The sequence below is a fragment of the Mesorhizobium sp. M0954 genome, from assembly GCF_040319155.1.
In the GTDB taxonomy this organism is placed as follows: Bacteria; Pseudomonadota; Alphaproteobacteria; order Rhizobiales; family Rhizobiaceae; genus Mesorhizobium.
Map to the genome: position 1 here is coordinate 274,651 of NZ_JAMYNR010000005.1, position 22,646 is coordinate 297,296.

At 63.1% G+C, this 22,646-nt stretch carries 20 protein-coding genes; 18 read left to right on the forward strand and 2 right to left on the reverse strand.

The window, feature by feature from the left end; genetic code table 11:
* Positions 1-20 precede the first annotated feature (20 nt).
* The 12 genes from NKH93_RS09650 to NKH93_RS09705 all read left to right on the forward strand — a co-directional run bounded on the left by NKH93_RS09650 (position 21) and on the right by NKH93_RS09705 (position 12,996).
* The gene (locus NKH93_RS09650; protein ID WP_502896444.1) at positions 21-869 is read left to right on the forward strand and encodes a bifunctional allantoicase/(S)-ureidoglycine aminohydrolase; all 849 of its coding nucleotides are present in this window, start codon (positions 21-23) and stop codon (positions 867-869) included.
* Positions 866-1,369 (forward strand): ureidoglycolate lyase, encoded by a 504-nt coding sequence (locus NKH93_RS09655; RefSeq protein ID WP_352818701.1) that lies wholly within the window; start codon positions 866-868, stop codon positions 1,367-1,369. Before NKH93_RS09650 ends, NKH93_RS09655 begins: the two co-directional genes overlap by 4 nt.
* Positions 1,369-1,962: a nucleoside deaminase gene (locus NKH93_RS09660; protein ID WP_352540356.1), complete on the forward strand. Its 594-nt coding sequence runs from the start codon at positions 1,369-1,371 to the stop codon at positions 1,960-1,962. Before NKH93_RS09655 ends, NKH93_RS09660 begins: the two co-directional genes overlap by 1 nt.
* 85 nt (positions 1,963-2,047) lie before the next feature.
* Positions 2,048-4,030 (forward strand): CocE/NonD family hydrolase, encoded by a 1,983-nt coding sequence (locus tag NKH93_RS09665; protein ID WP_352970023.1) that lies wholly within the window; start codon positions 2,048-2,050, stop codon positions 4,028-4,030.
* A gap of 155 nt (positions 4,031-4,185) precedes the next feature.
* Positions 4,186-5,772 (forward strand): ABC transporter substrate-binding protein, encoded by a 1,587-nt coding sequence (locus NKH93_RS09670; RefSeq protein ID WP_352818707.1) that lies wholly within the window; start codon positions 4,186-4,188, stop codon positions 5,770-5,772.
* 16 nt (positions 5,773-5,788) lie between these two features.
* A complete protein-coding gene (locus NKH93_RS09675) occupies positions 5,789-6,748 on the forward strand; it encodes an ABC transporter permease (RefSeq protein ID WP_352818709.1) in 960 nt (319 codons plus the stop codon).
* 11 nt (positions 6,749-6,759) lie between these two features.
* On the forward strand, positions 6,760-7,587 hold the full coding sequence (locus NKH93_RS09680; RefSeq protein WP_352469848.1) for an ABC transporter permease: 828 nt from the start codon (positions 6,760-6,762) through the stop codon (positions 7,585-7,587).
* The gene (locus NKH93_RS09685) at positions 7,587-9,272 is read left to right on the forward strand and encodes an ABC transporter ATP-binding protein (protein WP_352681493.1); all 1,686 of its coding nucleotides are present in this window, start codon (positions 7,587-7,589) and stop codon (positions 9,270-9,272) included. The genes NKH93_RS09680 and NKH93_RS09685 overlap by 1 nt, the downstream gene beginning before the upstream one ends.
* 93 nt (positions 9,273-9,365) lie before the next feature.
* Positions 9,366-10,205, forward strand: a complete 840-nt coding sequence (locus NKH93_RS09690; protein WP_352970025.1) for an alkaline phosphatase family protein — start codon at positions 9,366-9,368, stop codon at positions 10,203-10,205.
* Between the two features lie 133 nt (positions 10,206-10,338).
* Positions 10,339-10,902: a sigma-70 family RNA polymerase sigma factor gene (locus NKH93_RS09695; RefSeq protein WP_352818714.1), complete on the forward strand. Its 564-nt coding sequence runs from the start codon at positions 10,339-10,341 to the stop codon at positions 10,900-10,902.
* Entirely contained in the window at positions 10,899-11,567 is a 669-nt protein-coding gene (locus NKH93_RS09700; protein WP_352469844.1) for an anti-sigma factor, read from the forward strand. The genes NKH93_RS09695 and NKH93_RS09700 overlap by 4 nt, the downstream gene beginning before the upstream one ends.
* Positions 11,557-12,996, forward strand: coding sequence for a S8 family serine peptidase (locus NKH93_RS09705; protein ID WP_352818718.1), 1,440 nt, complete (start codon positions 11,557-11,559; stop codon positions 12,994-12,996). The genes NKH93_RS09700 and NKH93_RS09705 overlap by 11 nt, the downstream gene beginning before the upstream one ends.
* A gap of 5 nt (positions 12,997-13,001) precedes the next feature.
* On the opposite strand, the gene NKH93_RS09710 is transcribed toward NKH93_RS09705, so the two are convergent.
* Positions 13,002-13,496, reverse strand: coding sequence for a DUF8737 domain-containing protein (locus tag NKH93_RS09710; protein ID WP_352818721.1), 495 nt, complete (start codon positions 13,494-13,496; stop codon positions 13,002-13,004).
* Positions 13,497-13,577: 81 nt separating this feature from the next.
* On the opposite strand from NKH93_RS09710, the gene NKH93_RS09715 reads away from it, so the two are divergent.
* Positions 13,578-14,486, forward strand: coding sequence for a LysR family transcriptional regulator (locus NKH93_RS09715; protein ID WP_352818724.1), 909 nt, complete (start codon positions 13,578-13,580; stop codon positions 14,484-14,486).
* A gap of 72 nt (positions 14,487-14,558) precedes the next feature.
* Here the strand turns inward: NKH93_RS09715 and NKH93_RS09720 are convergent, their stop codons facing one another.
* Positions 14,559-15,581 carry a substrate-binding domain-containing protein gene (locus tag NKH93_RS09720; protein ID WP_352818727.1) on the reverse strand — a complete coding sequence of 341 codons (1,023 nt, stop codon included), beginning with the start codon at positions 15,579-15,581 and terminating at the stop codon, positions 14,559-14,561.
* A 361-nt stretch (positions 15,582-15,942) separates the two neighbouring features.
* Here NKH93_RS09720 and NKH93_RS09725 point away from each other — a divergent pair, with 361 nt between their 5' ends.
* From NKH93_RS09725 to NKH93_RS09745, 5 genes are all read left to right on the forward strand, one after another.
* Positions 15,943-17,298 (forward strand): ABC transporter substrate-binding protein, encoded by a 1,356-nt coding sequence (locus NKH93_RS09725; RefSeq protein ID WP_352681550.1) that lies wholly within the window; start codon positions 15,943-15,945, stop codon positions 17,296-17,298.
* Positions 17,299-17,525: 227 nt separating this feature from the next.
* Positions 17,526-18,539, forward strand: coding sequence for a carbohydrate ABC transporter permease (locus NKH93_RS09730; protein ID WP_352540346.1), 1,014 nt, complete (start codon positions 17,526-17,528; stop codon positions 18,537-18,539).
* 1 nt (position 18,540) lies between these two features.
* A complete protein-coding gene (locus NKH93_RS09735; protein ID WP_352767362.1) occupies positions 18,541-19,695 on the forward strand; it encodes a carbohydrate ABC transporter permease in 1,155 nt (384 codons plus the stop codon).
* Positions 19,696-19,699: 4 nt separating this feature from the next.
* Positions 19,700-21,364 carry a beta-galactosidase BglA gene (gene bglA, locus NKH93_RS09740; protein ID WP_352970027.1) on the forward strand — a complete coding sequence of 555 codons (1,665 nt, stop codon included), beginning with the start codon at positions 19,700-19,702 and terminating at the stop codon, positions 21,362-21,364.
* 25 nt (positions 21,365-21,389) lie between these two features.
* Entirely contained in the window at positions 21,390-22,502 is a 1,113-nt protein-coding gene (locus tag NKH93_RS09745; protein WP_023680224.1) for an ABC transporter ATP-binding protein, read from the forward strand.
* The last annotated feature ends 144 nt before the right edge of the window (positions 22,503-22,646 follow it).

Below are 22,646 nucleotides of genomic sequence, written 5' to 3' on the forward strand. Positions count from 1 at the left end.
AATTTATGGATATGATGAAAATGGCCGAGCGAACCTATTATGCGCCGCAGGGCGGACATCCCGGCCAGAGTGAATTGCTGACCGGCCGCGCTGTGTTCACACAGGCCTATGCGGTCATCCCCAAGGGTGTGATGCAGGACATCGTCACCAGCGCCTTGCCGTTCTGGGATAGGACACGCGTCTGGGTGCTGTCGCGGCCGCTATCGGGTTTTGCCGAGACGTTTTCGCAATACATTGTCGAGCTCGCGCCCGGCGGCGGCAGCGACCGCCCTGAGCTTGACGCCGCCGCCGAAGGTGCCCTGTTCGTAGTCGAAGGCGAGCTATGCGTTTCGCTTGCCGACAAGAAACATAGCTTAAGGCCGGGCGGCTTTGCCTACCTGCCGCCGGCGAGCGGGTGGACGGTGCGCAATGAAAGCGGTGCCGCCGTCCGCTTTCACTGGATCCGCAAGACTTATGACGCAGTCGACGGCATCGACCAGCCGCAAGCGTTCTTCGCCAACGAACAGGAAATCGCGCCGACGCCAATGCCGGGTACCGAAGGCCGATGGACGACGACGCGCTTCGTCGATCCGGCCGACATGCGCCACGACATGCATGTCACCATCGTCACGCTCGAGCCTGGCGCGGTCATTCCCTTCGCCGAGACGCACGTCATGGAACACGGGCTCTATGTGCTGGAGGGCAAGGCGGTCTACCGTCTCAACCAGGATTGGGTCGAAGTCGAAGCCGGCGACTATATGTGGCTGCGCGCCTTCTGCCCGCAGGCTTGTTATGCCGGCGGGCCGGGCAAATTCCGCTATCTCCTCTATAAGGACGTCAACCGCCACGCCAAGCTTGGCAGCGCCGGCGTCGTGAGACCTACACCATGACCCGCATCGTCGCGCGGCCGCTGACCCGCGAGGATTTCGCCGAATTCGGCGACGTCATCGATATGGGCGGCGACAACCATTATCCGATCAATGGCGGCAAGGCTGAGCGCTACCATGACCTCGCCACGGCGGAAGCACGAGGGCCGAATGCGCGCGTGCTGATCTCGATGGTGCGTGGCACGCCCTATGAGCTGCCGTTGAAGCTTACCATGGTGGAGCGCCATCCGTTTGGCAGCCAGGCTTTCATCCCGCTGTCACCACGGCCGTTCCTGGTCGTCGTCTGCCATGACGGCGAAGAGGGCCCGGGCGAGCCGCATGCCTTCATCACCGCGCCCGGGCAAGGCATCAACTATCCGCGCAATCTGTGGCACGGAGTGCTGACGCCGATCGGCGATGTCCAGGATTTTGTGGTCGTCGACCGCGGCGGCGACGGCTCCAATCTCGAAGAGTGCCATTTCTCGCACGCCTACGAGATCGATCTTCCCGACGGGATTAGATGATGACCGACATTTCGCTGATCGACCGACTGCTCGACGTCATCGAGCACGACATCGTGCCGAAGACCGTCGAAGGCGTCGCGCACGGCAATAAGCTGTTCGGCGCGGCCATTCTGCGCAAGGACGACCGCTCGCTGGTGCTTGCCGAAACCAACAACGAGACCGAAAACCCGCTCTGGCACGGCGAGGTGCATTGCCTGAAGCGCTTCTACGAAATGCCTAAAGCCGAACGCGTCGACACCAAGGACGCGATCTTTCTTGCCACGCACGAACCCTGCTCGCTCTGCCTGTCGGCGATCACCTGGACCGGCTTCGACAATTTCTTCTATCTGTTCAGCCACGAGGACTCGCGCGACAGCTTCGACATCCCGCACGATTTGAAGATCCTGAAAGAGGTCTTCACCCTCGATCCCGGCGGCTACAATGCCGAGAATGCCTATTGGAAGAGCTTTTCGATCCGCAAATTGGTGCGCTCGCTGCCCGATGCCGAGCGCGAGCGGCTGGAAGCGCGTATCGGCGCAATATCAGCGCGCTATGACGAATTGTCCGCCGCCTATCAAGCAAGCAAGGCCGAAAACGACATACCGCTGAATTGACGCGGATTGACCAGCCGAATTCGTTGACTGGCCCATGACGCGCTCTCACGGGCTCCATCATCTGGCGCTCCTGGAGTTCGCCCGCATGAAAATCGTCACTGAATTCCCACGAAAGATCGTCGAATTTCCGGATATGGGGATCATCATGCCGGACGGCTGCCGGCTGTCGGCGCGGGTGTGGATGCCGGCCGATGCTGCCGACGATCCAGTGCCGGCAATCCTCGAACACCTGCCCTATCGCAAGCGCGACGGCACGATCTATCGTGATCAGCTGACGCATCCCTATTTTGCCGGCCACGGCTACGCCTCGATCCGCGTCGACATGCGCGGCAATGGCGATTCCGAAGGGCTGATGGACGACGAATATTCCGAGCAGGAATTGCAGGACGCTTGCGACGTCATCGCCTGGGCGGCGGACCAGCCCTGGTGCAACGGCAATGTCGGCATGATGGGCATTTCGTGGGGCGGCTTCAACTGCCTGCAGGTAGCAGCCAAGCAGCCGCCGGCGCTGAAGGCGGTCATCAGTCTCTGTTCGACGGTCGACCGCTATGCCGACGACATCCACTACAAGGGCGGCTGCCTGCTGATCGAGAATTTCGGCTGGGCCTCGACCATGCTGTCCTATTCGTCAAGGCCGCCGGATCCGTTGCTGGCCGGCGACAACAGATGGCGCGACCTGTGGCTGACCAGGCTGGAGAACCAGCCCTTCCTGGCACCGCTGTGGCTGAAGCACCAGCATCGCGATGCCTATTGGAAGCGCGGCTCGATCTGCGAGGACTATTCCGCCATCCATGCCGCAGTGCTGTCGATCGGCGGCTGGCATGATGGCTATCGCAATACGATTTCCCATCTCGCCGTCAATATCGAGGCGCCGGTCAAGGGCATCGTCGGCCCGTGGATCCACAAATACCCGCATTACGCCGCGCCCGAACCGCGCATCGGCTTCCTGCAGGAGGCCTTGCGCTGGTGGGACCGCTGGCTGAAGGACATCGACACCGGCGTCGAGGCCGACCCCGCCTACCGCGCCTATGTCATGGACAGCGTGCGTCCGGCGCGCTGGCATCCCGAGCGGCCGGGCCGCTGGGTCGCTGAATCGGAATGGCCATCACCCAACATCGAGACCCAAGAGGTTGAGCTTATCGCTGAAGGCAACCACGCTATCGTCGCTTCGCCGCAAAGCTGCGGCCTCGCCGGCGGCGAATATTTCCCCTTCACCTTCGGCCCGGAACTGCCGGGTGACCAGCGCCCCGACGATGCGCTGTCGGTGTGCTTCGACCAGCCGGTGCTGACCGAAACGGTCGACATTGTCGGTGCTCCCGAAGTTGTGGTCAGGGTCTCGTCGGACCGGCGCCAGGCGAACATCGCGGTTCGGCTGTGCGACGTCCATCCGGACGGGGCATCGGAGCTGATCTCGTACGGCGTGCTCAACCTGACGCATCGCAACTCGCACGAATTTCCCGAAGCGCTGGTGCCCGGCGAAACCGTCAGCGCCCGGGTGGTGCTCGACCAATGCGCCTATCGCGTGCCGGTCGGCCATCGCCTGCGCGTTGCCGTTTCGAACGCCTACTGGCCGATGATCTGGCCGTCGCCGGAGCCGGTCCGGCTCGAATTGTCGGCCGCGACATTGATGCTGCCGGTACGCCCGCCAGCGACAGGCGACGAGGTCACCTTCCCCGCTCCCGAAGGTGCTGCGCCCTGGGCAACGGAGACGCTTCGGCCCGCCAATTCCGAGCGTCATGTCGATCGCGACGAAAAGACCGGAATGATTACGGTTTCCATCGTCGACGATTTCGGTGAGGTGCGCGACCTGGAGCATGGCCTCGCCCACGGGAGCCTCGCCAGGGAGACATGGGTGATCCATCCTGACAATCCGCTATCAGCCTCGGGCAAGACGCATTGGAGCCAGACGCTGTCGCGAAATGGATGGTCGGTGCGCACCGAAACCTTCGCCGAAATGCGGTCCGACGCGCAAAGCTTCGTGGTTAGCGCCAGAATTGAAGCCTATGAAGGCGAGAAACTCGTCTTCGAGCGCAATTTCGAGGAGAAAATCCCGCGCGTGCTGCTTTGAGCGCTTATAGCGATTGGTCCAATTGCGACGCACGATTTACGCCACGGCATGTCGCATTCGGTCTTGCTTACCGCTTTCCCTTACGGTCATTATTCTCCCGATTGAAATGAGAAAAAACGACCATAAGGTCGGACCAACAGAGTGAGGAACTCAACATGTCGAACGAACTGGAATATCTGAGCCGGCGCGTTGCGTCCGGCAAGCTGAGCCGTCGCGATTTTCTCGGCCGGGCAGCAGCGCTCGGCGTCACCGTAACCTTCGCCAATTCGCTGCTTTCCGGTGCAGCACGCGCGGCGGGTCCGGTCAAGGGCGGGACGCTCAAGGCTGGCCTGGTCGGTGGCGAGTCCACCAACAGTCTCGATCCGGCGCTGTTCATGACGCAGGTGCCGTTCGCCTTCGGCAAGATGTGGGGCGAACTGATCGTCGAACTGTCTCCCGAAGGCAAGCTCGAGAACCGCATTGCCGAGGAGATCGGCTCGTCGGACGACGCCAAGACCTGGACGCTGAAGATCCGCGATGGCGTCGAGTTTCACAACGGCAAGAACGTGACCGCAGAGGACGTGGCCGCCACCCTCGAACGCCATTCGGACGAGAAGTCGAAGTCCGGCGCGCTCGGTTACATGAAAGGCATCGAGAGCATAAAGGCCAGCGGCAAGGAAGTGGTGCTGACGCTGAAGGAGCCGAATGCCGACCTGCCCTACCTGCTTAGCGACTATCACCTGATCATTCAGCCGAACGGCGGCAAGGACAAGGCCGATGCCGGTATCTCGGCGGGTCCTTACAAGGTCACCACCAACGAGCCCGGCGTGCGCCATGGCGGCGAGCGCTTCGCCAATTACTGGCAGGGCGACAAGATGGGCCATGCCGACCAGATAGAGATCATCGTCATCAACGACGCCACGGCCCGCACGGCGGCACTGCAGGGCGGCCAGGTCAACATGATCAACCGGGTCGAGCCGAAGATCGTCGATCTGATCAAGCGCGTGCCCGGCGTCACCATCCGCAACCATTCGGGACCCGGCCACTACGTCTTCATCATGCATTGCGACACGGCGCCGTTCGACAACAACGACTTGCGGATGGCGTTGAAGCTGGCGATCGACCGCGAGGAGATGCTGAACAAGGTGCTGCGTGGCTATGGCTCGCTCGGCAACGACTTCCCGATCAATGCATCGTACCCGCTATTCACCGAGATCGAGCAGCGCAAATACGATCCCGACAAGGCCAAGTTCCACTACAAGAAATCGGGCCATGACGGTGCCGTCCTGCTCCGGACGTCGGACGTCGCCTTCCCCGGTGCCGTCGATGCCGCACAGCTGTTCCAGCAAAGCGCGGCCAAGGCCGGCATCAAGCTGGAGATCAAACGCGAACCGGGCGACGGCTACTGGTCGGAAGTCTGGAACAAGCAGCCCTTCTGCGCCTCCTACTGGGGCGGCCGGTCGACGCAGGACCAGATGTACTCTACCGCCTATCTGTCGACGGCCGACTGGAACGACACACGTTTCAAGCGTCCGGATTTCGACAAGATGGTGCTGGCGGCTCGCGCCGAGCTCGACGAGGCCAAGCGCAAGGCAATGTACCACGACATGGCTGTGATGGTGCGCGACGAGGGCGGCTTGATCCTGCCGATGTTCAATCAGTTCATCGACGCGACGGGCGCCAAGGTCGCCGGCTGGGTGGATGATCCGCATCAGGAGTTGATGAACGGATATGCTCTGGCGAAGTGCTGGCTCGAAGCCTGAGCCCGGCCTTGCGGATATGTCCTCACCCATCGTGAAACTGGTGGCCCAGCGCATTGCGCTGGGCATTCTGCTGCTGTTGGCCGTTTCGGTCCTGATCTTCGCCGGCACCCAGGTCCTGCCCGGCGACGTCGCGCAAGCCATCCTCGGACAGTCGGCGACACCGGAGTCGCTCGCCAATCTGCGCGAGCAGCTCGGCCTCAATGATCCCGCTTACATCCGTTATTTTCGTTGGCTCGGCGGCATCCTGACCGGTGATCTCGGCACGGCTATGTCGAGCGGTCAGGATATCGCAACCTCGATCAAGGGAAGGCTGTGGAACACGCTGTTCCTCGCCTTCTGGGCGGCGATCGTCGCGGTGCCGCTGGCGATCATCCTCGGCCTGATCGCGGTGCGCTACCGCAATGGCTGGGTCGACAAGCTGATCTCCGGGTTAGCGCTCGCCTCGACCTCGTTTCCGGAATTCTTCATCGGCTATGTGCTCGTCTTTTTCTTCGCGGTGCAACATCAATGGTTTCCCGCCATTTCCACGGTCTATGACGGGATGCCTTTCGGCGAACGCATTCAGGCCATAGCACTGCCGGCGGCAGCGCTGACCCTGGTGGTGCTCGCGCATATGATGCGCATGACGCGCGCTGCGATCCTCAATGTGATGCAGTCCGCCTATGTCGAGACCGCCGAACTCAAGGGGCTTTCGGCCTTCGCGGTCATCCGCAGGCATGCCTTCCCCAATGCCATCGCGCCGATCATCAACGTCGTGATGCTCAATCTCGCTTACCTGATCGTCGGCGTCGTCGTGGTCGAAGTTATCTTTGTCTATCCAGGCATGGGCCAATACCTCGTCGACCACGTCACCAAGCGTGACGTGCCGGTGGTGCAGGCGGTCGGGCTGATCTTCGCCGCTGTCTACATCAGCCTGAACATCATCGCGGACATAGCGGCGATCGTCGCCAATCCGCGCCTCAGACATCCGAAATGAGGGGGGCGGGTATGCTCGTCATCAAACGCATCCCCATCCCGGCATTGGTCGGCATCGTGCTGACGGCGCTGTTCGTGCTGGCAGCGATCTTTGCGCCGTGGATCGCGCCGCATGGCAATGCCGAGATCGTCAGCGACGTCCCTTGGGAACCGATGTCGGCGGCGCATTGGCTGGGCACCGACAATCTCGGCCGCGATCTGTTGTCGCGCATGATCTATGGCGCCCGCATCACCCTGTTCATCGCGGTGCTGGCGACCGCGCTGTCGTTCTCGCTCGGCGCCATCCTCGGCTTCTCGGCGGCGGTTTTCGGCGGCTGGTTCGACACGCTTCTGTCGCGTCTCGTCGATCTCCTGATGTCGATCCCGACGCTGATCATGGCGCTTGTGGTGCTGTCGGTGCTGCCATCCAATCTGGTGACGCTGATCCTGGTCATGGGCGTTCTCGACTCGACCCGCGTCTACCGCCTGTCGAGGGCGGTCGCCGTCGATATCAACGTCATGGACTATGTCGAGGCGGCCAAATTGCGCGGCGAAGGCAGCGGCTGGATCATCTTCCGGGAAATCCTGCCCAATGCGCTGTCGCCGCTGGTTTCGGAACTCGGCCTGCGCTTCATCTATGCCGTACTGTTCCTGTCGACGCTGTCCTTCCTCGGGCTTGGCGTGCAGCCGCCGGACGCCGATTGGGGCGGCATGGTCAAGGAAAACAAGGATGGCATCGTCTTCGGCATAGGCGCCGCCCTCATTCCGGCGGCGGCGATCGCAGCGCTGGCGATTTCCGTCAATCTCGTCGCCGACTGGGTGCTCAACCGTACGACAAGCCTGAAGGGAGGACGCGGGTAATGGCTGACAAGCAACCGAAGCCCGGGCAACCGAAGCCCGGGCAACCAAAGTCCGGCGTGCTGCTCGACATCCGCAATCTGCGCATCGAGGCCACGGTATATCCGCCGGGTGAGGCGCCGAAGAACATCGTGCTGGTGCACGATGTCTCGCTGACGCTCGAAAAGGGCAAGGTGCTCGGATTGATCGGCGAGTCCGGCGCCGGCAAATCGACCATCGGCCTGTCGTCGATGGGCTACGGCCGCGGCGGCGTGCGCATCACCGGCGGCGAGGTCATCCTCAATGGCCGCGACATCCTGAAGGGCGGCAACGAAGGGTTTCGCAAATTGCGCGGCCGCGAGGTCTGCTATGTCGCGCAATCGGCGGCAGCCGCCTTCAATCCGGCGCACAGGCTGATGGACCAGGTGGTCGAGGCAGCACTCCTGCACGGCACGGCGACGCGGGCCGAAGCCGAAAAGCGCGCCGTGGCGCTGTTCAAGAAGCTCAGCCTGCCGAACCCCGAAAGCATCGGCGAGCGCTTTCCCCACCAGGTGTCGGGCGGTCAGCTGCAGCGCGTGATGACGGCAATGGCGCTGTGCTCGGAGCCCGACCTGATCGTCTTCGACGAGCCGACCACGGCGCTGGACGTGACGACGCAGATCGACGTCTTGGCGGCGATCAAGGATGCCATCCGCGACACGCATGTCGCGGCACTCTACATCACTCACGACCTTGCCGTCGTCGCCCAGGTCTCGGACGAGATCATGGTGTTGCGCCACGGCCGGCTGGTCGAATGGGGCGGCACCCGCCAGATCATCAAGGAGCCGCGCCAAGAATACACCAACGCGCTGGTTTCGGTGCATGAGATCGAACACCAGGAGCAGAAGCCCGGCACGAGCCCGTTCCTGTCGGTCAAGAACATCACCGCCGCCTATGGCCGCAGTCACATCAAGGTGCTGAAGAACGTCTCGGTCGATATTTTCCCCGGCCAGACGCTGGCGGTGGTCGGCGAGTCCGGCTCCGGCAAATCGACACTGGCGCGCGCCATCACCGGCCTCTTGCCGCCCGAACAAGGCACCGTCACCTTCGACGGACGGCCGCTCGCCAACCGGCTTGCCGACCGGCCGAAAGAGGATCTTCGCCAACTGCAGATGATCTACCAGATGGCCGACGTGGCGATGAACCCGCGCCAGACGGTCGGCACCATCATCGGTCGGCCGCTGGAATTCTATTTCGGTCTGCGCGGAAGGCAACGTGACGCCCGTGTCGCGGAACTGCTCGACAAGATCGAAATGGGCAAAGGCTATGTCGACCGCTATCCGGCCGAGCTTTCGGGCGGCCAGAAGCAGCGCGTCTGCATCGCCCGCTCGCTCGCCGCAAAGCCGAAGCTAATCATCTGCGACGAGGTGACCTCGGCGCTCGATCCGCTGGTCGCCCACGGCATACTGGAGCTGCTCCTCGGGCTGCAGAAAGAGGAAAACGTCGCCTATCTGTTCATCACCCACGACCTGGCCACGGTCAAGTCGATCGCCGATTCAATCGCCGTGATGTATCGCGGCGAAGTGGTGCGCTACGGCGCCAAGAGCACCGTGCTGACGCCACCATTCGATGCCTACACCGATCTTTTGCTATCGTCGGTGCCAGAAATGGAGATCGGCTGGCTAGAGAAGGCGATCAAGGGACGGCGCATGGCCAGCGCGGGGAACTAGCGGGCCGCACTTTGCGCCCGACGATCCTGTCCGGGCGTGGATTGAACGGCAGGCCGGCCCTGACTTTTCCGATTAAGCCGCATGGAGGCGCCCTTGGCGCTCAACACAAAACTATTGCTCATCATCCTCGACGGCGTGCCTTACCGGAACTGGCGTCGGCTGATGGGCAATCTCGAAGGCTGGGTGCAATCAGGCGAAGCCCGCGTATGGAAAATGCGCTCCGTGCTGCCGTCGACCTCGGCATCCTGCTATGCCTCGATCCACACCGGCGTGCCGCCCCAAATGCACGGTATCCTGTCGAACGAGAACCGGTTTCGCGTCGAACAGCCGGACATCTTTTCCGAAGTCAGCAGGGCCGGCGGCAAGACCGGTGCGGTCACCCACTCCTACTGGTCCGAATTCTTCCGGGCCTATCCGTTCGATCTGGTCGAGGACATGGAGTTCGACCAGCCGGGCAGGCCGATCAGCCATGGCCGGTTTCACACCATGACCGGCTACAATGCCAGGAACCAGATGACACCGAGCGACGTCGACCTGTTCGCGACGTTGACCATGCTGACCAGGCGCTACGGCATCGACTACGGCATCCTGCACCGCTGTACTCTGGACTCGATGGGCCACCGCTTCGGCCATGACTGCCACGAGATGGATCATGCCGTCTATGCAATGGACGCCATGCTCGCCGGCTTCCTGCCGCGCTGGCGGGAAGCCGGCTACGAGGTGATCGTCACCGCCGATCATGGCCAGACCGATCGCGGCCATCATGGCGGCCACGACGAGGAGATGCAGAATTTCGCACTTTACTACTTCGGATCCGGCGAGGGTCCGGAAGCCAATACGCTGCTCGATCAGTTGCAGCTCGCGCCGACGGTGCTTGCGCGCCTCGGCGTGCCGGTGCCGGCGACGATGAAGGCAAAACCGTTCCTGAGTTGAGCGCGCGCCCTCTTCTCCCTCTGGCAACGCTCCCGCTCTTCAGTTAGCCTCCGCAGATATACGGGCGGATGCGGTGAACCTTTTTGGGCTGATCAGCGACAGAGCAGGCAGGAGCCAGGCGGCTCGACCGGCGATGACGGCCGCGGAGACCGATCGCGCGCTTGTCGAGCGGGTCGCGAAAGGCGACCGTGCCGCCGTGCGGCTCCTGTTCATGCGCCACCACGCGCGGGTCTACCGCTTCGTGGCACGCCAGACGGGATCGGAACAGATGGCCGACGATATCGCGAACGAGGTGTTCCTCGAACTCTGGCGGCAGGCACCGGCCTTCGAGGGGCGCTCGGAGGTCTCGACATGGCTGCTCGGCATTGCCCGCTTCAAGGCGCTGTCCCTGCTGCGCAAGAGGAAGGAAGACTGGATCGACGACCATGACGCGGCCCAGGTCGCCGACGGCGCCGACACGCCGGAAGTCGTGACGATGAAGGAAGACAAGGCCGCCGCCTTGCGACGCTTTATCGATGCCATGCCGGAAGAGCACCGCACGGTGATCGACCTTGCCTATTATCACGGGCAATCGGTGAGCGAGATCGGCGAGGTACTCGGCATCCCGGTCGCAACGGTCAAGACCAGGATGTTCTACGCCCGCAAGAAACTCGGCGAAGCCCTCAAGGCCGCCGGTTACGACAGGGGGTGGCCATGAGCGCCGCTGAAAAGATGTCACGCCGCGACGAAATGGAAATGCTGCTGCCGTTTTATCTGAACGGCTCGCTGGAGGGCACCGAGCTCGAAGCCATCGAGGAATGGCTGACGAGCGATCCGGCGGCGATGGCCGCACTAGGCGAGGCCGAGGCCGAATTCTCCGGCACCGCTGCCGCAAACGAGGCAATCCGCCCGCCGGCCGATGCGCTCAGCCGCTTTGCCAAGGCGCTCGACGCCGAGGCCGGCCCGTCCCGCGCGCCGGCGGCATCGTCCTGGCTGGCGCAAGCCTGGAGCCGCTTCATGGCGGTGCCCGCCGGCGTCGCCTGGGCCGCGGCCGCGGTGCTGCTGGCCCTGGTCGTCGCGCAATCCTTTGTGCAGACCGGCAACAGAGGTGGCGATTTCGAGATTGCCGGATCGGAGGACGATCTGGCCAAAATGCCGTTTGCACTGGTGAAGTTCAAACCGGATGCGAAGCTGTCCGATATCGTCGCTTTTCTCGACCAGAACCAGTTGAAGATCGCTGGCGGGCCGACCGCCGACGGCGTCTTCCGCGTCGGCGTCCCGGCCGAGACCGCCGCCGACTATCAGAAGCTGCTTGGCCTTATCGCCGCCCAGCCTTTCACCGAAGCTGCCCTGGAGGGAAGGAAACCGGCTGATGGCGGCTGAGGCGGTCATTCGATTGACGGCGGCGATGACAATCTTCGCCGCGTCTGCCGTTGCACAAACCAACGATCCTAACCTCACCCAGGCTGAGATCGACTGCCTGAACCGGGGAAATGCTGCCAACGCCGACTGCGCCAAGGATGGCGGCGGCGTGAAGGATGGCGGCAAAGCGCCGGCTCATGGAACGACGGGCGCGGTGTTTCTTCCGGGCTTGATTGTCGACCTGTTCCCCAATCCTGCCGTAGTCACCGAGGCGCCGATACCTCCTGGCAATACTGCAACCCCACCCGCCGTCGCGCCGGCAATACAGGCTGCGGTGCCGGGCGGTGCGGTGGTTGCGCCGACCGATCTTGTGGCAACCGAGCCGCCGCGCGCCGTGACCGGCGATTTCGTGCCCGACGAGGTGCTGGTCACCGTCAATGGCGATGCCGGCGCGGTCCAGCAGATCGCGGCCTCGTTCGGCCTCGAGATACGCTCGCAGCGGCAGTCGCGGCTGCTCGGCAACACGCTGGTGCGCTTCGGCATTCCCGATGGCCGCCCGGTCGGCGTCGTGCTGGCGCAGCTCGCCGCCGACGGCCGCACTTTGCGGCGTGAGGCCAACCATGTCTACTCGCTGCAGCAGGCGGCCAGCATCGCCAATTATGCGTTCGAGCGCATCGCGCTCGATGCCGACAAAGCCAGCGGCGAGAATGTGCGCGTCGGCGTCATCGACACCGGCATCGACGACGGCAATCCGGCGCTCTCCGGCGTCATCGCCGGGCAGTTCGATGCCATGCCCGACGTGCCGATCGAGGCGCGCGACCACGGCACTTCGGTCGATGGACTGATCGCCGGCACCGGCGCGTTCAAAGGCATGGCGCCGGGCGCCAGGATCTATCATGCCCGCGCCTTCGAGGGCGGCAAGTCGACCATGGACGTCATCCTTTCGGCGCTCGACTGGGCGGCGGAGCAGGATGTCCGCATCATCAATATGAGCTTCGTCGGCCCGAAGAACGACCTGCTCGGCATCGCCTGCCGCAATGCGCGTGCGCTTGGCATCGTGCTGGTTGCGGCCGCCGGCAATAACGGACCGAAGGCGCCCTATGGTTATCCGGCCGCCTTCGACGGCGTGATCGCGGTGACGGCCACCGATGCCAAGGACGGGCTGATGCCGCAGGCCAATCGCGGCGCCTATGTCTTCATCTCCGCTCCCGGCGTTGAGATGGTGGCGCCGAGCGGCGCCGGCTCGGACGTGGTGACCGGGACGTCCTTCGCCGCGGCGATCGTGACCGGCGCCGTCGCCAATCTGTTGCATGCCGCGCCCGACCGCTCTGCCGACTGGGTCGAGAAAGCACTTGCCGCCACGGCAAAGGATCTCGGCGCGAAGGGGCGGGACAATGACTTCGGCTACGGGCTTCTGAACACCAAGGCGGCCGAGGCGGCGAAGGAATAGCCCGCTCAGGTCGCGTTTTGCTGAGGACGTAGGAGAAAATAGAATGCGGCGATATGCGTTATCATCAGCAGCGGTACGTAGATGATCGGGATCGCGTAGGTGGCGCCCAGTTCGCCTGCGCGTGCAGGAAGGCCGATCTGAATGGCGTGGTAATAGTCGACGATGAGGTCAACCGTCCCTGCGACGTTGAAGGCGACGACCAACGGCCAGAAGAGCGGACGTATCCTCACCGTGAGCAGCGCCAGCATGGCCAGCACGCCAGTCGCGAAATCGCCGTAGGCGGCGAACACGGCGAAATCAGCGGGCAGATTGGGGCTTACGACGCCCGGAACCAGGAAGACGAGCCCGAAGAAGCGGAAGCTGTGCAGCATAGCGATAGCGCGTTGCGCTGCGACCCGGTCCATCGACCTGAGCAACGGCAAACCGTACGCGCCGAAGCAAAGCAGCCACGCGACATAGCCGAGAACAAGATGGGTTTGGAACACCATTTCCGTGGACATTTGGCCTACTCTCAATAGTTGGTTCACGCGGCTTTAAGCCCGCTACCGTAATTCGACTATCCGGTGTAATCACAACAACCCATGAAGCAGAACTACACAGTCCGACATGGTGCGCTGGAGGGCGTCGAGGCGTTCCTGGCCGTCGCCAGGCGGCGTAACTTCCGCCGGGCCGCCGCCGATCTCGGGGTGACGCCATCGGCCGTGAGCCAGGCGGTGCGCGCGCTGGAAGCTCGCCTGGGCACGGCGCTGTTCGTCCGCACGACGCGGAGCGTTGGCTTAACCGAACCTGGCCAGCGGTTCCTCGACCGTGCCGGCCCGGCATTCGAGGAGCTCGTTGCGGCCGGCGAGGCTGCTCGCGATATCGGCCAGCGGCCGACCGGTCTGCTACGTCTGTCTGTGCCTCGCGCTATCGTGCCGCTGATGTTGGAGCCGGTGCTCGCGTCGTTCTGCCAAGCCTATCCTGAGATCGAACTGGAGATCGCCGTGAGCGACCAGATGGTCGATCTCGCGACCGGTGGGTTCGATGCCGGCATCCGCCTCGGGCAACTCATCGCCGCCGACATGGTGGCGGTGCGGTTGACCCCGCCGTTCTCGTTCGTAGTCGTCGGCAGCCCTGACTATCTCGAGCGCTACGGCCGTCCCGAGCGTGTCGACGACTTGCGCCACCACGCCTGCTTACGCTTGCGTCGCTCGAATGGCGCCATCGCGCCCTGGTCGTTCATCGACGGCAACGGTGCAATCGAAGCGATCGTCTCAGGCCCGCTGATCGCGCACGACTATTCGACATTGGTCGGGGCCGCGATGCGGGGCGTCGGGCTGGCGCAGACGCCGCGACCACTCGCCGAAGGTCCGATAGCCGAAGGAAAACTCCAGTCGGTGCTGGACAGCGTCGCCACGACGACGCCGGGTGTCTTCCTTTATCATCCCGGCAAGCGCCAAGTCCTGCCGAAGCTGCGCGCCTTCATCGATCACCTCAAATCCGCGACCTGAGGCCAGGACGCACCCGCTGGTGCTGGCCAACAGCCGCCAAGAGTCGACCTCGGCCGTTCAGAGTGATTGCCTCTAGGCCGGCGCGCCGGCGACCGATCCCCTGACCACCAGGTCGACCGGCCAGACTTCGCCGTGAGCGCCCTCCTCCAGGCCGGAAATTCGCGCCGCCAGCCGTTCGGCGATGCGCGCGCCGGCGAGGCGGATCGACGAACGCGTCGTCGACAATGGCACCGAAAAATTTTCCGGCTTCAGCCAGGGAAAGACGTCGTCATGGGCGATCAGCGACAGGTCGCCCGGAATGGTCAGGCCGAGATCGCGCACCGCGCGCACCACGCCGAGCGCCATGATCAGGCTGGAGCAGGCGATTGCCGTCGGCGCGTCGCTTTGTTCCAGCAGACGCCTGGCGGCGCGGTAGCCGTTCTCCTCGGTCATGGTGAGGGAACAGACATGCTGATCTCGAAGCACCAGGCCGTTCGCCGCAAGCGCGCGGCGCACGCCGCGCTCGCGATGGATGGCGAAGGTCTCGCGATCGTCGCCGTTGATCAGCGCCAGACGCCTATGACCGAGCTGAACGAGTAGCCGCGCCGCCTCGTGGAAGGCGCCCTCATTGTCGATGTCGGTGAACGGATAGTCGAAATCGAAGCCTTCGCTGCGGCCATGGACGATGAAGGGAATGCCGAGCGTGTTGACGAGTGCCACCCGCCGGTCGGCCGGCCTCGGCGACGAGATATAGACCGCGTCGACCTGCCGGTTGGCGACAATGCGGCGGTAGGTCGTCTCCTGGTCGTCGGCATCGGCCGGTGACAGCACCAGGTCGAGCTCGTGCGAACGCGCATAGTCGCCGAGGCCGGACAGGAACTCGACGAAATGCGGGTCGATGTCGACGGTCGTTCCCGTCGGCAGCACATAGCCGATCATGCCGGTCTTGCCGGTCGCCAGCCGGCGGGCGCTCGGATTGGGGCGATAGCCGTGACGCTTGGCGGCATCGACCACCCGCCGGCGCGTTTCCTCGTTGACTTCCGGGTAGCCGTTCAATGCGCGGCTCACCGTAGTCTGCGAAAGCGCCAGCATGTGGGAGAGCTGCTTGAGGTTCACCGGAGGCCTCCAACCTCAAAGCGCTTTTAATCTGAATCGAGCTAGCCGCTACGAACCGCGTTGCCGAGCGCACTGACCATACGCACGGTTCGGACCGGTTTGAAGCCGAATTTGCTGCTGCACCGCCAGAAAACTGTGCTGCAGCGCACTTTCGCCGGCACCCGGCCGCAGAAATTAAATCGATTAATCTGGCTTTCTCTTGACTCCGGACCAATTCAGTGGCGTGATCAAAATCACCAAAGCGCTTTGGAAGACTCTACGAAAGGTTGCAGTTCCTTTCCGACTGAGTCACAGTCCTGCAGCGCCGGCGGACGGAATGGAGGTTTCGTTCGGTGTTTGTCACCACTGGGAGGGAATACCGATGAAGAAAATGCTTCTGCTGGGCGCTGCGTTTGCCACGCTTGCGCTCGCCATGCCGGCGCAAGCCGAACTGAAGTTCAAGCCGGGCGAAGATCCCCGTTTCAACTGGGCGAACTACGAAGAGCTCAAGAAAGTCGACCTCAAGGGCGAGACGCTGACGATCTTCGGGCCGTGGCGCGGCGAGGACGAAGGGCTTATCCGCACCGTCCTCGATTACTTCTCCGAAGCCACCGGCGCCGAGATCAAGTACTCCTCGTCGGAGAATTACGAGCAGCAGATCGTCATCGACACGCAGGCCGGCAGCCCGCCCAACATTGCCGTGCTGCCGCAGCCGGGCCTGATCCAGGATCTGGCATCGAAGGGCCTTTTGACGCCGCTCGGCGACGATACGGCCAACTGGGTCAAGGACAATTACGGCGCCGGCCAATCCTGGGTCGACCTCGGCACCTTCAAGGACAAGGACGGCAAGCCCGGCTTCTTCGCCTTTCCGTACAAGGCCGACGTGAAGTCGCTGGTCTGGTACTCGCCGGACAATTTCGAGGAAGCCGGCTACAAGGTGCCGAAGACGCAGGAAGAGCTTGCCGAGCTCGAAAAGAAGATCATCGCCGACGGCGGCACGCCATGGTGCATCGGGCTTGGTTCGGGCGGCGCCACCGGCTGGCCGGCGACCGACTGGGTCGAAGACATCATGCTGCGTACCCAGACGCCCGAGACCTACGACAAATGGGTGAAGAACGAAATTCCGTTCAACGATCCGGCAGTGGTCAACGCCATCGACATTTTCGGCAAGATCGCCACCGACGACAAGATGGTCGAGGGCGGCGCCAAGGCGGTTGCGGCGACCGATTTCCGTGACAGCCCGAAGGGCCTCTTCTCGGTGCCGCCGAAATGTTATCTGCACCATCAGGCATCGTTCATCCCGACCTTCTTCCCGCAAGGCACCAAGATGGGCGAGGATGCCGACTTCTTCTACTTCCCGCCTTACGCTTCCAAGCCCGAGCTCGGCACTCCGGTGCTCGGCGCCGGCACGCTCGCCATGATCACCAAAGACAGCAAGAGTGCCCGCGCGTTCATCGAATTCCTGAAGCTGCCGCTCGCTCATGAGATCTGGATGGCGCAGGGCGGCTTCGTGACGCCGTTCAAGTCGGTCAACAAGGACGCCTATGCCAGCGACGCGCTGAAGAAGCAGGGCGAGATCCTGGCCAACGCCTCGACCTTCCGCTTCGACGGGTCCGACCTGATGCCGGGCAAGATCGGCGCCGGTGCGTTCTGGACCGGCATGATCGACCTGGTCGGCGGCAAGTCCGCCCAGGACGTCGCCACCGACATCCAGAAAAGCTGGGACGCGATCAAGTAAGCGGCCGGCTTGAGTTCCAAATGTGATGTGGTCCGGGCCTCAAACGGCCCGGACCTTATCCGGTGCTTGGCGTCGCGTCGATTGTCGTGAGCACAACGCATTCCGGCATGACGCGCGCCCAGTGACCTGCTTTCCGGCTGGTCGCGCTCCAGACAACTGAATCGGCGCATGATCCCGTCGCCAAAGCCATTCTCGACTGGCGGATCCGTGCGCAGGGGGAGGGACCCATGGCGGCTCAGATTTTCTCGGCGATATTCGTCATCATCATCGGCGTGGGCGGCTGCGTCGCCTATTTCTGGGGCGCCAACAAGGCACTCGACACGATCTTTCCGGCACGCGGCGTTTCCGGCAAGGCGGCGATCAACAATCTGCGCCGGCAGGGGGTGATCCGACCCTGGCTGTTCGTCGGCCCGGCGATGATCATCCTCACGATCTACCTGATCTACCCGGTAGTGGAGACGCTGAGGCTGTCGTTCCTCGATCGCGGCGGCGCCCATTTCGTCGGCTTGGCCAACTATCAATGGGCGTTCGGCGACCGCGAGTTCCGCAACTCGATCCTCAACAACATCATCTGGCTGGCGGTGGTGCCGGCCGCCTGCACCTTCCTCGGGCTGATCATCGCCGTGCTCACCGACAAGATCTGGTGGGGCACCATCGCAAAAAGCCTGATCTTCCTGCCGCTCGCCATCTCGTTCGTCGGCGCCAGCGTCATCTGGAAATTCATCTACGAATATCGCGGCGAGGGCCAGACGCAGATCGGCCTGCTCAATGCCATCATCCAGTATTTCGGCGGTCAGCCGCAGGTCTGGATCTCGCTGCCGTTCTGGAACAACTTCTTCCTGATGGTCATCCTGATCTGGATCCAGACCGGCTTTGCCATGGTCATCCTGTCGTCGGCCTTGCGCGGCATTCCGGAAGAGACGCTGGAAGCCGCCGTCATCGACGGCGCCAACCCTTTCCAGATCTTCTGGAAGATCATGGTGCCGCAGATCTGGGGCACCATCGCCGTCGTCTGGACCACCATCACCATCCTGGTGCTGAAGGTTTTCGACATCGTGCTGACCATGACCAACGGCCAGTGGAACAGCCAGGTGCTGGCCAATCTGATGTTCGACTGGATGTTCCGCGGTGGCGGCGATTTTGGCCGCGGCGCCACCATCGCCATCATCATCATGATAGCGGTCATTCCGATCATGGTCTGGAACATCCGCCAGGCAAACAAAGAGACGGAAGGGCATTGAGATGGCCGTGGCGACCGGAAAGTCCTTTGTCAGCCGTTTCGGCGTCCATATCGCCGTCTTCATCTTCGTTGCGATCTGGACGATCCCGACGCTCGGTATTCTGGTCTCGTCGCTGCGCGACAAGGACCAGATCATCGCTTCGGGCTGGTGGAACTCGTTCACCAGTTCCAGCCAGACGGAGGCCGGACGGCTGCCGCCCGCCTCGGCGCAAGTCGAGAAGGACGGCAAGTTCATCCTGCAAGGCAATATTTTCGGCGACGGCCCGGCCCGCAACATCAGCGCCTTCGGCGTCAAGTCGGCCGCGCCGACGCAATATCCCGCCGGCACGACAGCCGATCTCGGCGACGGCGTGACCCTGCAGCTCAATGCCGACGGCAGTTTCGTCATGACCTCGCCGAAGGCTTTCGAAGGCGAGCGCGGCCAGCGTGTCTATTACGCCTCGTCGGCGCCGCCGAAATTCACCACCGACAATTACGACACGGTGCTGTTTTCGGAAGGCATCGGCCGCTCCTTCATGAACTCGCTGACCGTCACCATTCCGGCGACCGTCATCCCGATCCTGATCGCCGCGTTCGCCGCTTACGCGCTGGCCTGGATGCGCTTTCCCGGCCGGGCCCTGCTCATCGCCGTCATCATCGGCCTCCTGGTGGTGCCGCTGCAGATGTCGCTGATCCCGCTATTGAAGCTCTATAACGGCGTCGGCAGCTTCTTCGGCGTGCCGTCGAAGACCTATCTCGGCATCTGGCTGGCGCATACCGGCTTCGGTCTGCCTTTCGCCATCTATCTGTTGAGGAGCTATATCGCCGGCCTGCCACGCGAGATCATGGAGTCGGCACGCATCGACGGGGCCAGCGATTTCGAAATCTTCGTCAAGATCGTGCTGCCCCTGTCGTTCCCGGTGCTGGCCTCGTTCGCCATCTTCCAGTTTCTCTGGGTGTGGAACGATCTGCTGGTGGCGATGGTTTTCCTCGGTACCGAGGGCGACCAGATCGTACTGACCGCCAAGCTCAATGCATTGCTCGGCTCGCGCGGCGGCGACTGGGAGATCCTGACGACATCGGCCTTCGTCACCATCATCGTGCCGCTGATCGTGTTCTTCTCGCTGCAGCGCTATTTCGTCCGCGGGCTGCTTGCCGGCTCGGTGAAAGGAGGTTGAGATCATGCAATCCGCTTTGAAGGCGACCCCGAAGCCCGATCTCGCTATCGATCGCGACTGGTGGCGAGGTGCCGTGATCTACCAGATCTACCCGCGCAGCTACCAGGATTCGAACGGCGACGGCATCGGCGACCTCAGGGGCATGATCGGCCGGCTGCCCTACATCGCCTCGCTCGGTGTCGACGCCATCTGGATCTCGCCATTCTTCAAATCGCCGATGAAGGATTTTGGCTACGACGTGTCGGATTATTGCGACGTCGATCCGATGTTCGGCACGCTGGCCGACTTCGACGCGCTGACCGCAGAGGCACACCGGCTTGGCCTCAAGGTGATGATCGACGAGGTGCTCTCGCACACCGCCGACATCCATCCGTGGTTCAAGGAAAGCCGGTCGAGCCGCAGCAATCCAAAAGCCGACTGGTATGTCTGGGCGGATGCCAAGCCGGACGGCACGCCGCCCAACAACTGGCTGTCTATCTTCGGCGGCTCGGCCTGGCAGTGGGACACCAGCCGCCAGCAATATTATCTTCATAATTTCCTGGCCGAGCAGCCTGACCTCAACTTCCACAGCCGCGCGGTCCAGGACGCGCTGCTCGACGTCACCCGCTTCTGGCTGGAGCGCGGCGTCGACGGTTTTCGCCTCGATACCATCAATTTCTATTTCCACAGCCAGGGCCTGGAAAACAATCCGCCGCTGCCGCCCGAGCAGCGCAACGACCAGACGGCGCCGGCCGTCAACCCCTACAACTACCAGGACCATCTCTACGACAAGAGCCGGCCTGAAAACCTCGGCTTCCTCGAACGCTTCCGCGCCTTGCTCGACGAATACCCGGCGACGGCCGCGGTTGGCGAGGTCGGCGATTCGCAGCGTGGGCTGGAAGTGGTGGCGGCCTATACGGCCGGCGGCAAGCGCGTGCATATGTGTTACTCCTTCGACTTCCTGGCGCCGGAGAAGATCAGCGCGGCAAAGGCACGCTCGGTGCTGGAAACCTTCGGCAAGGTGGCCAGCGACGGCTGGTCGTGCTGGGCCTTCTCCAACCATGACGTGATGCGCCCTGCCTCGCGCTGGGCAGCCGGCGAGCCCGACCCGACCGCCTACCTCAAGGTCATCTCGGCGCTGCTGATGTCGTTGCGCGGCTCGGTCTGCATCTATCAGGGCGAGGAGCTCGGGCTCAGCGAGGCCGAGCTCAGCTTCGAGGATCTGCAGGACCCATACGGCATCCGCTTCTGGCCTGAATTCAAGGGACGCGACGGCTGCCGTACGCCGATGGTTTGGGACGGCGCTGCCCGCAATGGCGGCTTCTCGACGGCAAAGCCCTGGCTGCCGGTGCCCAGCAAGCACCTTGCGCAAGCCGTCAATGTGCAGCAAGGCGACGACGGCTCGCTGCTCGAGCACTACCGGCGCTTCCTGGCTTTCCGCCGCGCCCATCCGGCACTGGCCAAGGGTGATATCGAGTTCATCGAAAGCGAGGGCGACACCGTCGCCTTCACGCGCCGCGAAGGCAACGAGCAGATCGTCTGCGCCTTCAATCTCGGAGCAAAGCCGGCCGAGGTCGATCTTGGCGGCCGCTCATTGCAGCCCTTGCCGGGACACGGGTTTTCGGGACAGACTGGCGCCGGCACTATCCGCCTCGGCGGCTACGGCGCCTGGTTCGGGCGTATCGACTGAATTCAAGGAAGAACTGGAGGGTACCATGGCCGATGTCACGCTAAGGCAAGTGAGGAAATCATATGGCAATCTCAACATTCTGCACGGCGTCGACCTCGACATAAAGTCGGGCGAATTCATCGTCTTCGTCGGTCCCTCTGGTTGCGGCAAGTCGACCTTGCTGCGCTGCATCGCCGGGCTGGAGGAGATCACCTCGGGCGAGCTCAAGATCGACGGCGAGATCGTCAACGACGTGCCGCCGTCAAAGCGCGGCATCGCCATGGTGTTCCAGTCCTATGCGCTCTATCCGCACATGACCGTCTACGACAACATGGCCTTCTCGATGAAGATCGGCAAGGAAAGCAAGGCCGAGATCGACAAGCGGGTGCGCCAGGCGGCCGAGATCCTGCAGCTGACCAAATATCTCGACCGTCTGCCCAAGGCGATGTCGGGCGGCCAGCGCCAGCGCGTCGCCATCGGTCGCGCCATCGTGCGCAATCCCAAGGTTTTTCTGTTCGACGAACCGCTGTCCAACCTCGACGCGGCGCTGCGTGTCGCCACCCGCATCGAGATCGCCAAGCTCAAGGAATCGATGCCGGCCACAACGATGATCTATGTCACTCACGACCAGGTCGAGGCGATGACGCTGGCCGACCGCATCGTGGTGCTGAAGGAAGGCCATATCGAACAGGTCGGCACGCCGATGGAGCTCTACAAGCGGCCCGGCAATCTGTTCGTCGCCCAGTTCATCGGCTCGCCGGCGATGAACATCCTGCCGGCGACGATCGACAAGACCGGCAACCCGACGGTCGTCAGCCATGTCGGCGGCCGCAAGGCAACGGTGCCGATCGCAACGCCTGCGTCGGCGAAAGGCGCAGCGGTGAGCTTCGGGGTGCGGCCGGAGGATCTGATGATTGCCACCGGCGCCGACTATTTGTTCGAAGGGACGGTCGATTACGTCGAGCAGCTCGGCGAGGTCCAGCTCGTCTATGTCGACATCGGCCGCGCCGACCTGCCGCTGGTGACCAAGCTGCCGGGCAATGTCGAGGTCAAGCGCGGAGCGACACTGCGGCTGACGGCGGACGCCGGAGACCTGCATATTTTCGACGCGGACGGGCGCTCTTTCGCGCTCCATGAAGCAGAAGCAAAGGCGGCTTGAAGCAGGCATTCTTCCGCCATGCGAGAGACAAGAGCGGGGGGGCTGGGGCCGCGCGGGTTTGTGGGAAGTAAAATGTGCGGGTTGTAGCGTTGATGGGTTTTAAGGCCCCCCCCCCCCCCGAAGAAAGAAGAAAAGATTAACAAA

Coding starts and splice junctions, on each gene's coding strand:
- NKH93_RS09650 (WP_502896444.1), top strand. CDS start 21: ATGGCCGAGCGAACCTATTATGCGCCGCAGGGCGGACATCCCGGCCAG.
- NKH93_RS09655 (WP_352818701.1), top strand. CDS start 866: ATGACCCGCATCGTCGCGCGGCCGCTGACCCGCGAGGATTTCGCCGAA.
- NKH93_RS09660 (WP_352540356.1), top strand. CDS start 1,369: ATGACCGACATTTCGCTGATCGACCGACTGCTCGACGTCATCGAGCAC.
- NKH93_RS09665 (WP_352970023.1), top strand. CDS start 2,048: ATGAAAATCGTCACTGAATTCCCACGAAAGATCGTCGAATTTCCGGAT.
- NKH93_RS09670 (WP_352818707.1), top strand. CDS start 4,186: ATGTCGAACGAACTGGAATATCTGAGCCGGCGCGTTGCGTCCGGCAAG.
- NKH93_RS09675 (WP_352818709.1), top strand. CDS start 5,789: ATGTCCTCACCCATCGTGAAACTGGTGGCCCAGCGCATTGCGCTGGGC.
- NKH93_RS09680 (WP_352469848.1), top strand. CDS start 6,760: ATGCTCGTCATCAAACGCATCCCCATCCCGGCATTGGTCGGCATCGTG.
- NKH93_RS09685 (WP_352681493.1), top strand. CDS start 7,587: ATGGCTGACAAGCAACCGAAGCCCGGGCAACCGAAGCCCGGGCAACCA.
- NKH93_RS09695 (WP_352818714.1), top strand. CDS start 10,339: ATGACGGCCGCGGAGACCGATCGCGCGCTTGTCGAGCGGGTCGCGAAA.
- NKH93_RS09700 (WP_352469844.1), top strand. CDS start 10,899: ATGAGCGCCGCTGAAAAGATGTCACGCCGCGACGAAATGGAAATGCTG.
- NKH93_RS09705 (WP_352818718.1), top strand. CDS start 11,557: ATGGCGGCTGAGGCGGTCATTCGATTGACGGCGGCGATGACAATCTTC.
- NKH93_RS09710 (WP_352818721.1), bottom strand. CDS start 13,496: ATGTCCACGGAAATGGTGTTCCAAACCCATCTTGTTCTCGGCTATGTC.
- NKH93_RS09715 (WP_352818724.1), top strand. CDS start 13,578: ATGAAGCAGAACTACACAGTCCGACATGGTGCGCTGGAGGGCGTCGAG.
- NKH93_RS09725 (WP_352681550.1), top strand. CDS start 15,943: ATGAAGAAAATGCTTCTGCTGGGCGCTGCGTTTGCCACGCTTGCGCTC.
- NKH93_RS09730 (WP_352540346.1), top strand. CDS start 17,526: ATGGCGGCTCAGATTTTCTCGGCGATATTCGTCATCATCATCGGCGTG.
- NKH93_RS09735 (WP_352767362.1), top strand. CDS start 18,541: ATGGCCGTGGCGACCGGAAAGTCCTTTGTCAGCCGTTTCGGCGTCCAT.
- bglA (WP_352970027.1), top strand. CDS start 19,700: ATGCAATCCGCTTTGAAGGCGACCCCGAAGCCCGATCTCGCTATCGAT.
- NKH93_RS09745 (WP_023680224.1), top strand. CDS start 21,390: ATGGCCGATGTCACGCTAAGGCAAGTGAGGAAATCATATGGCAATCTC.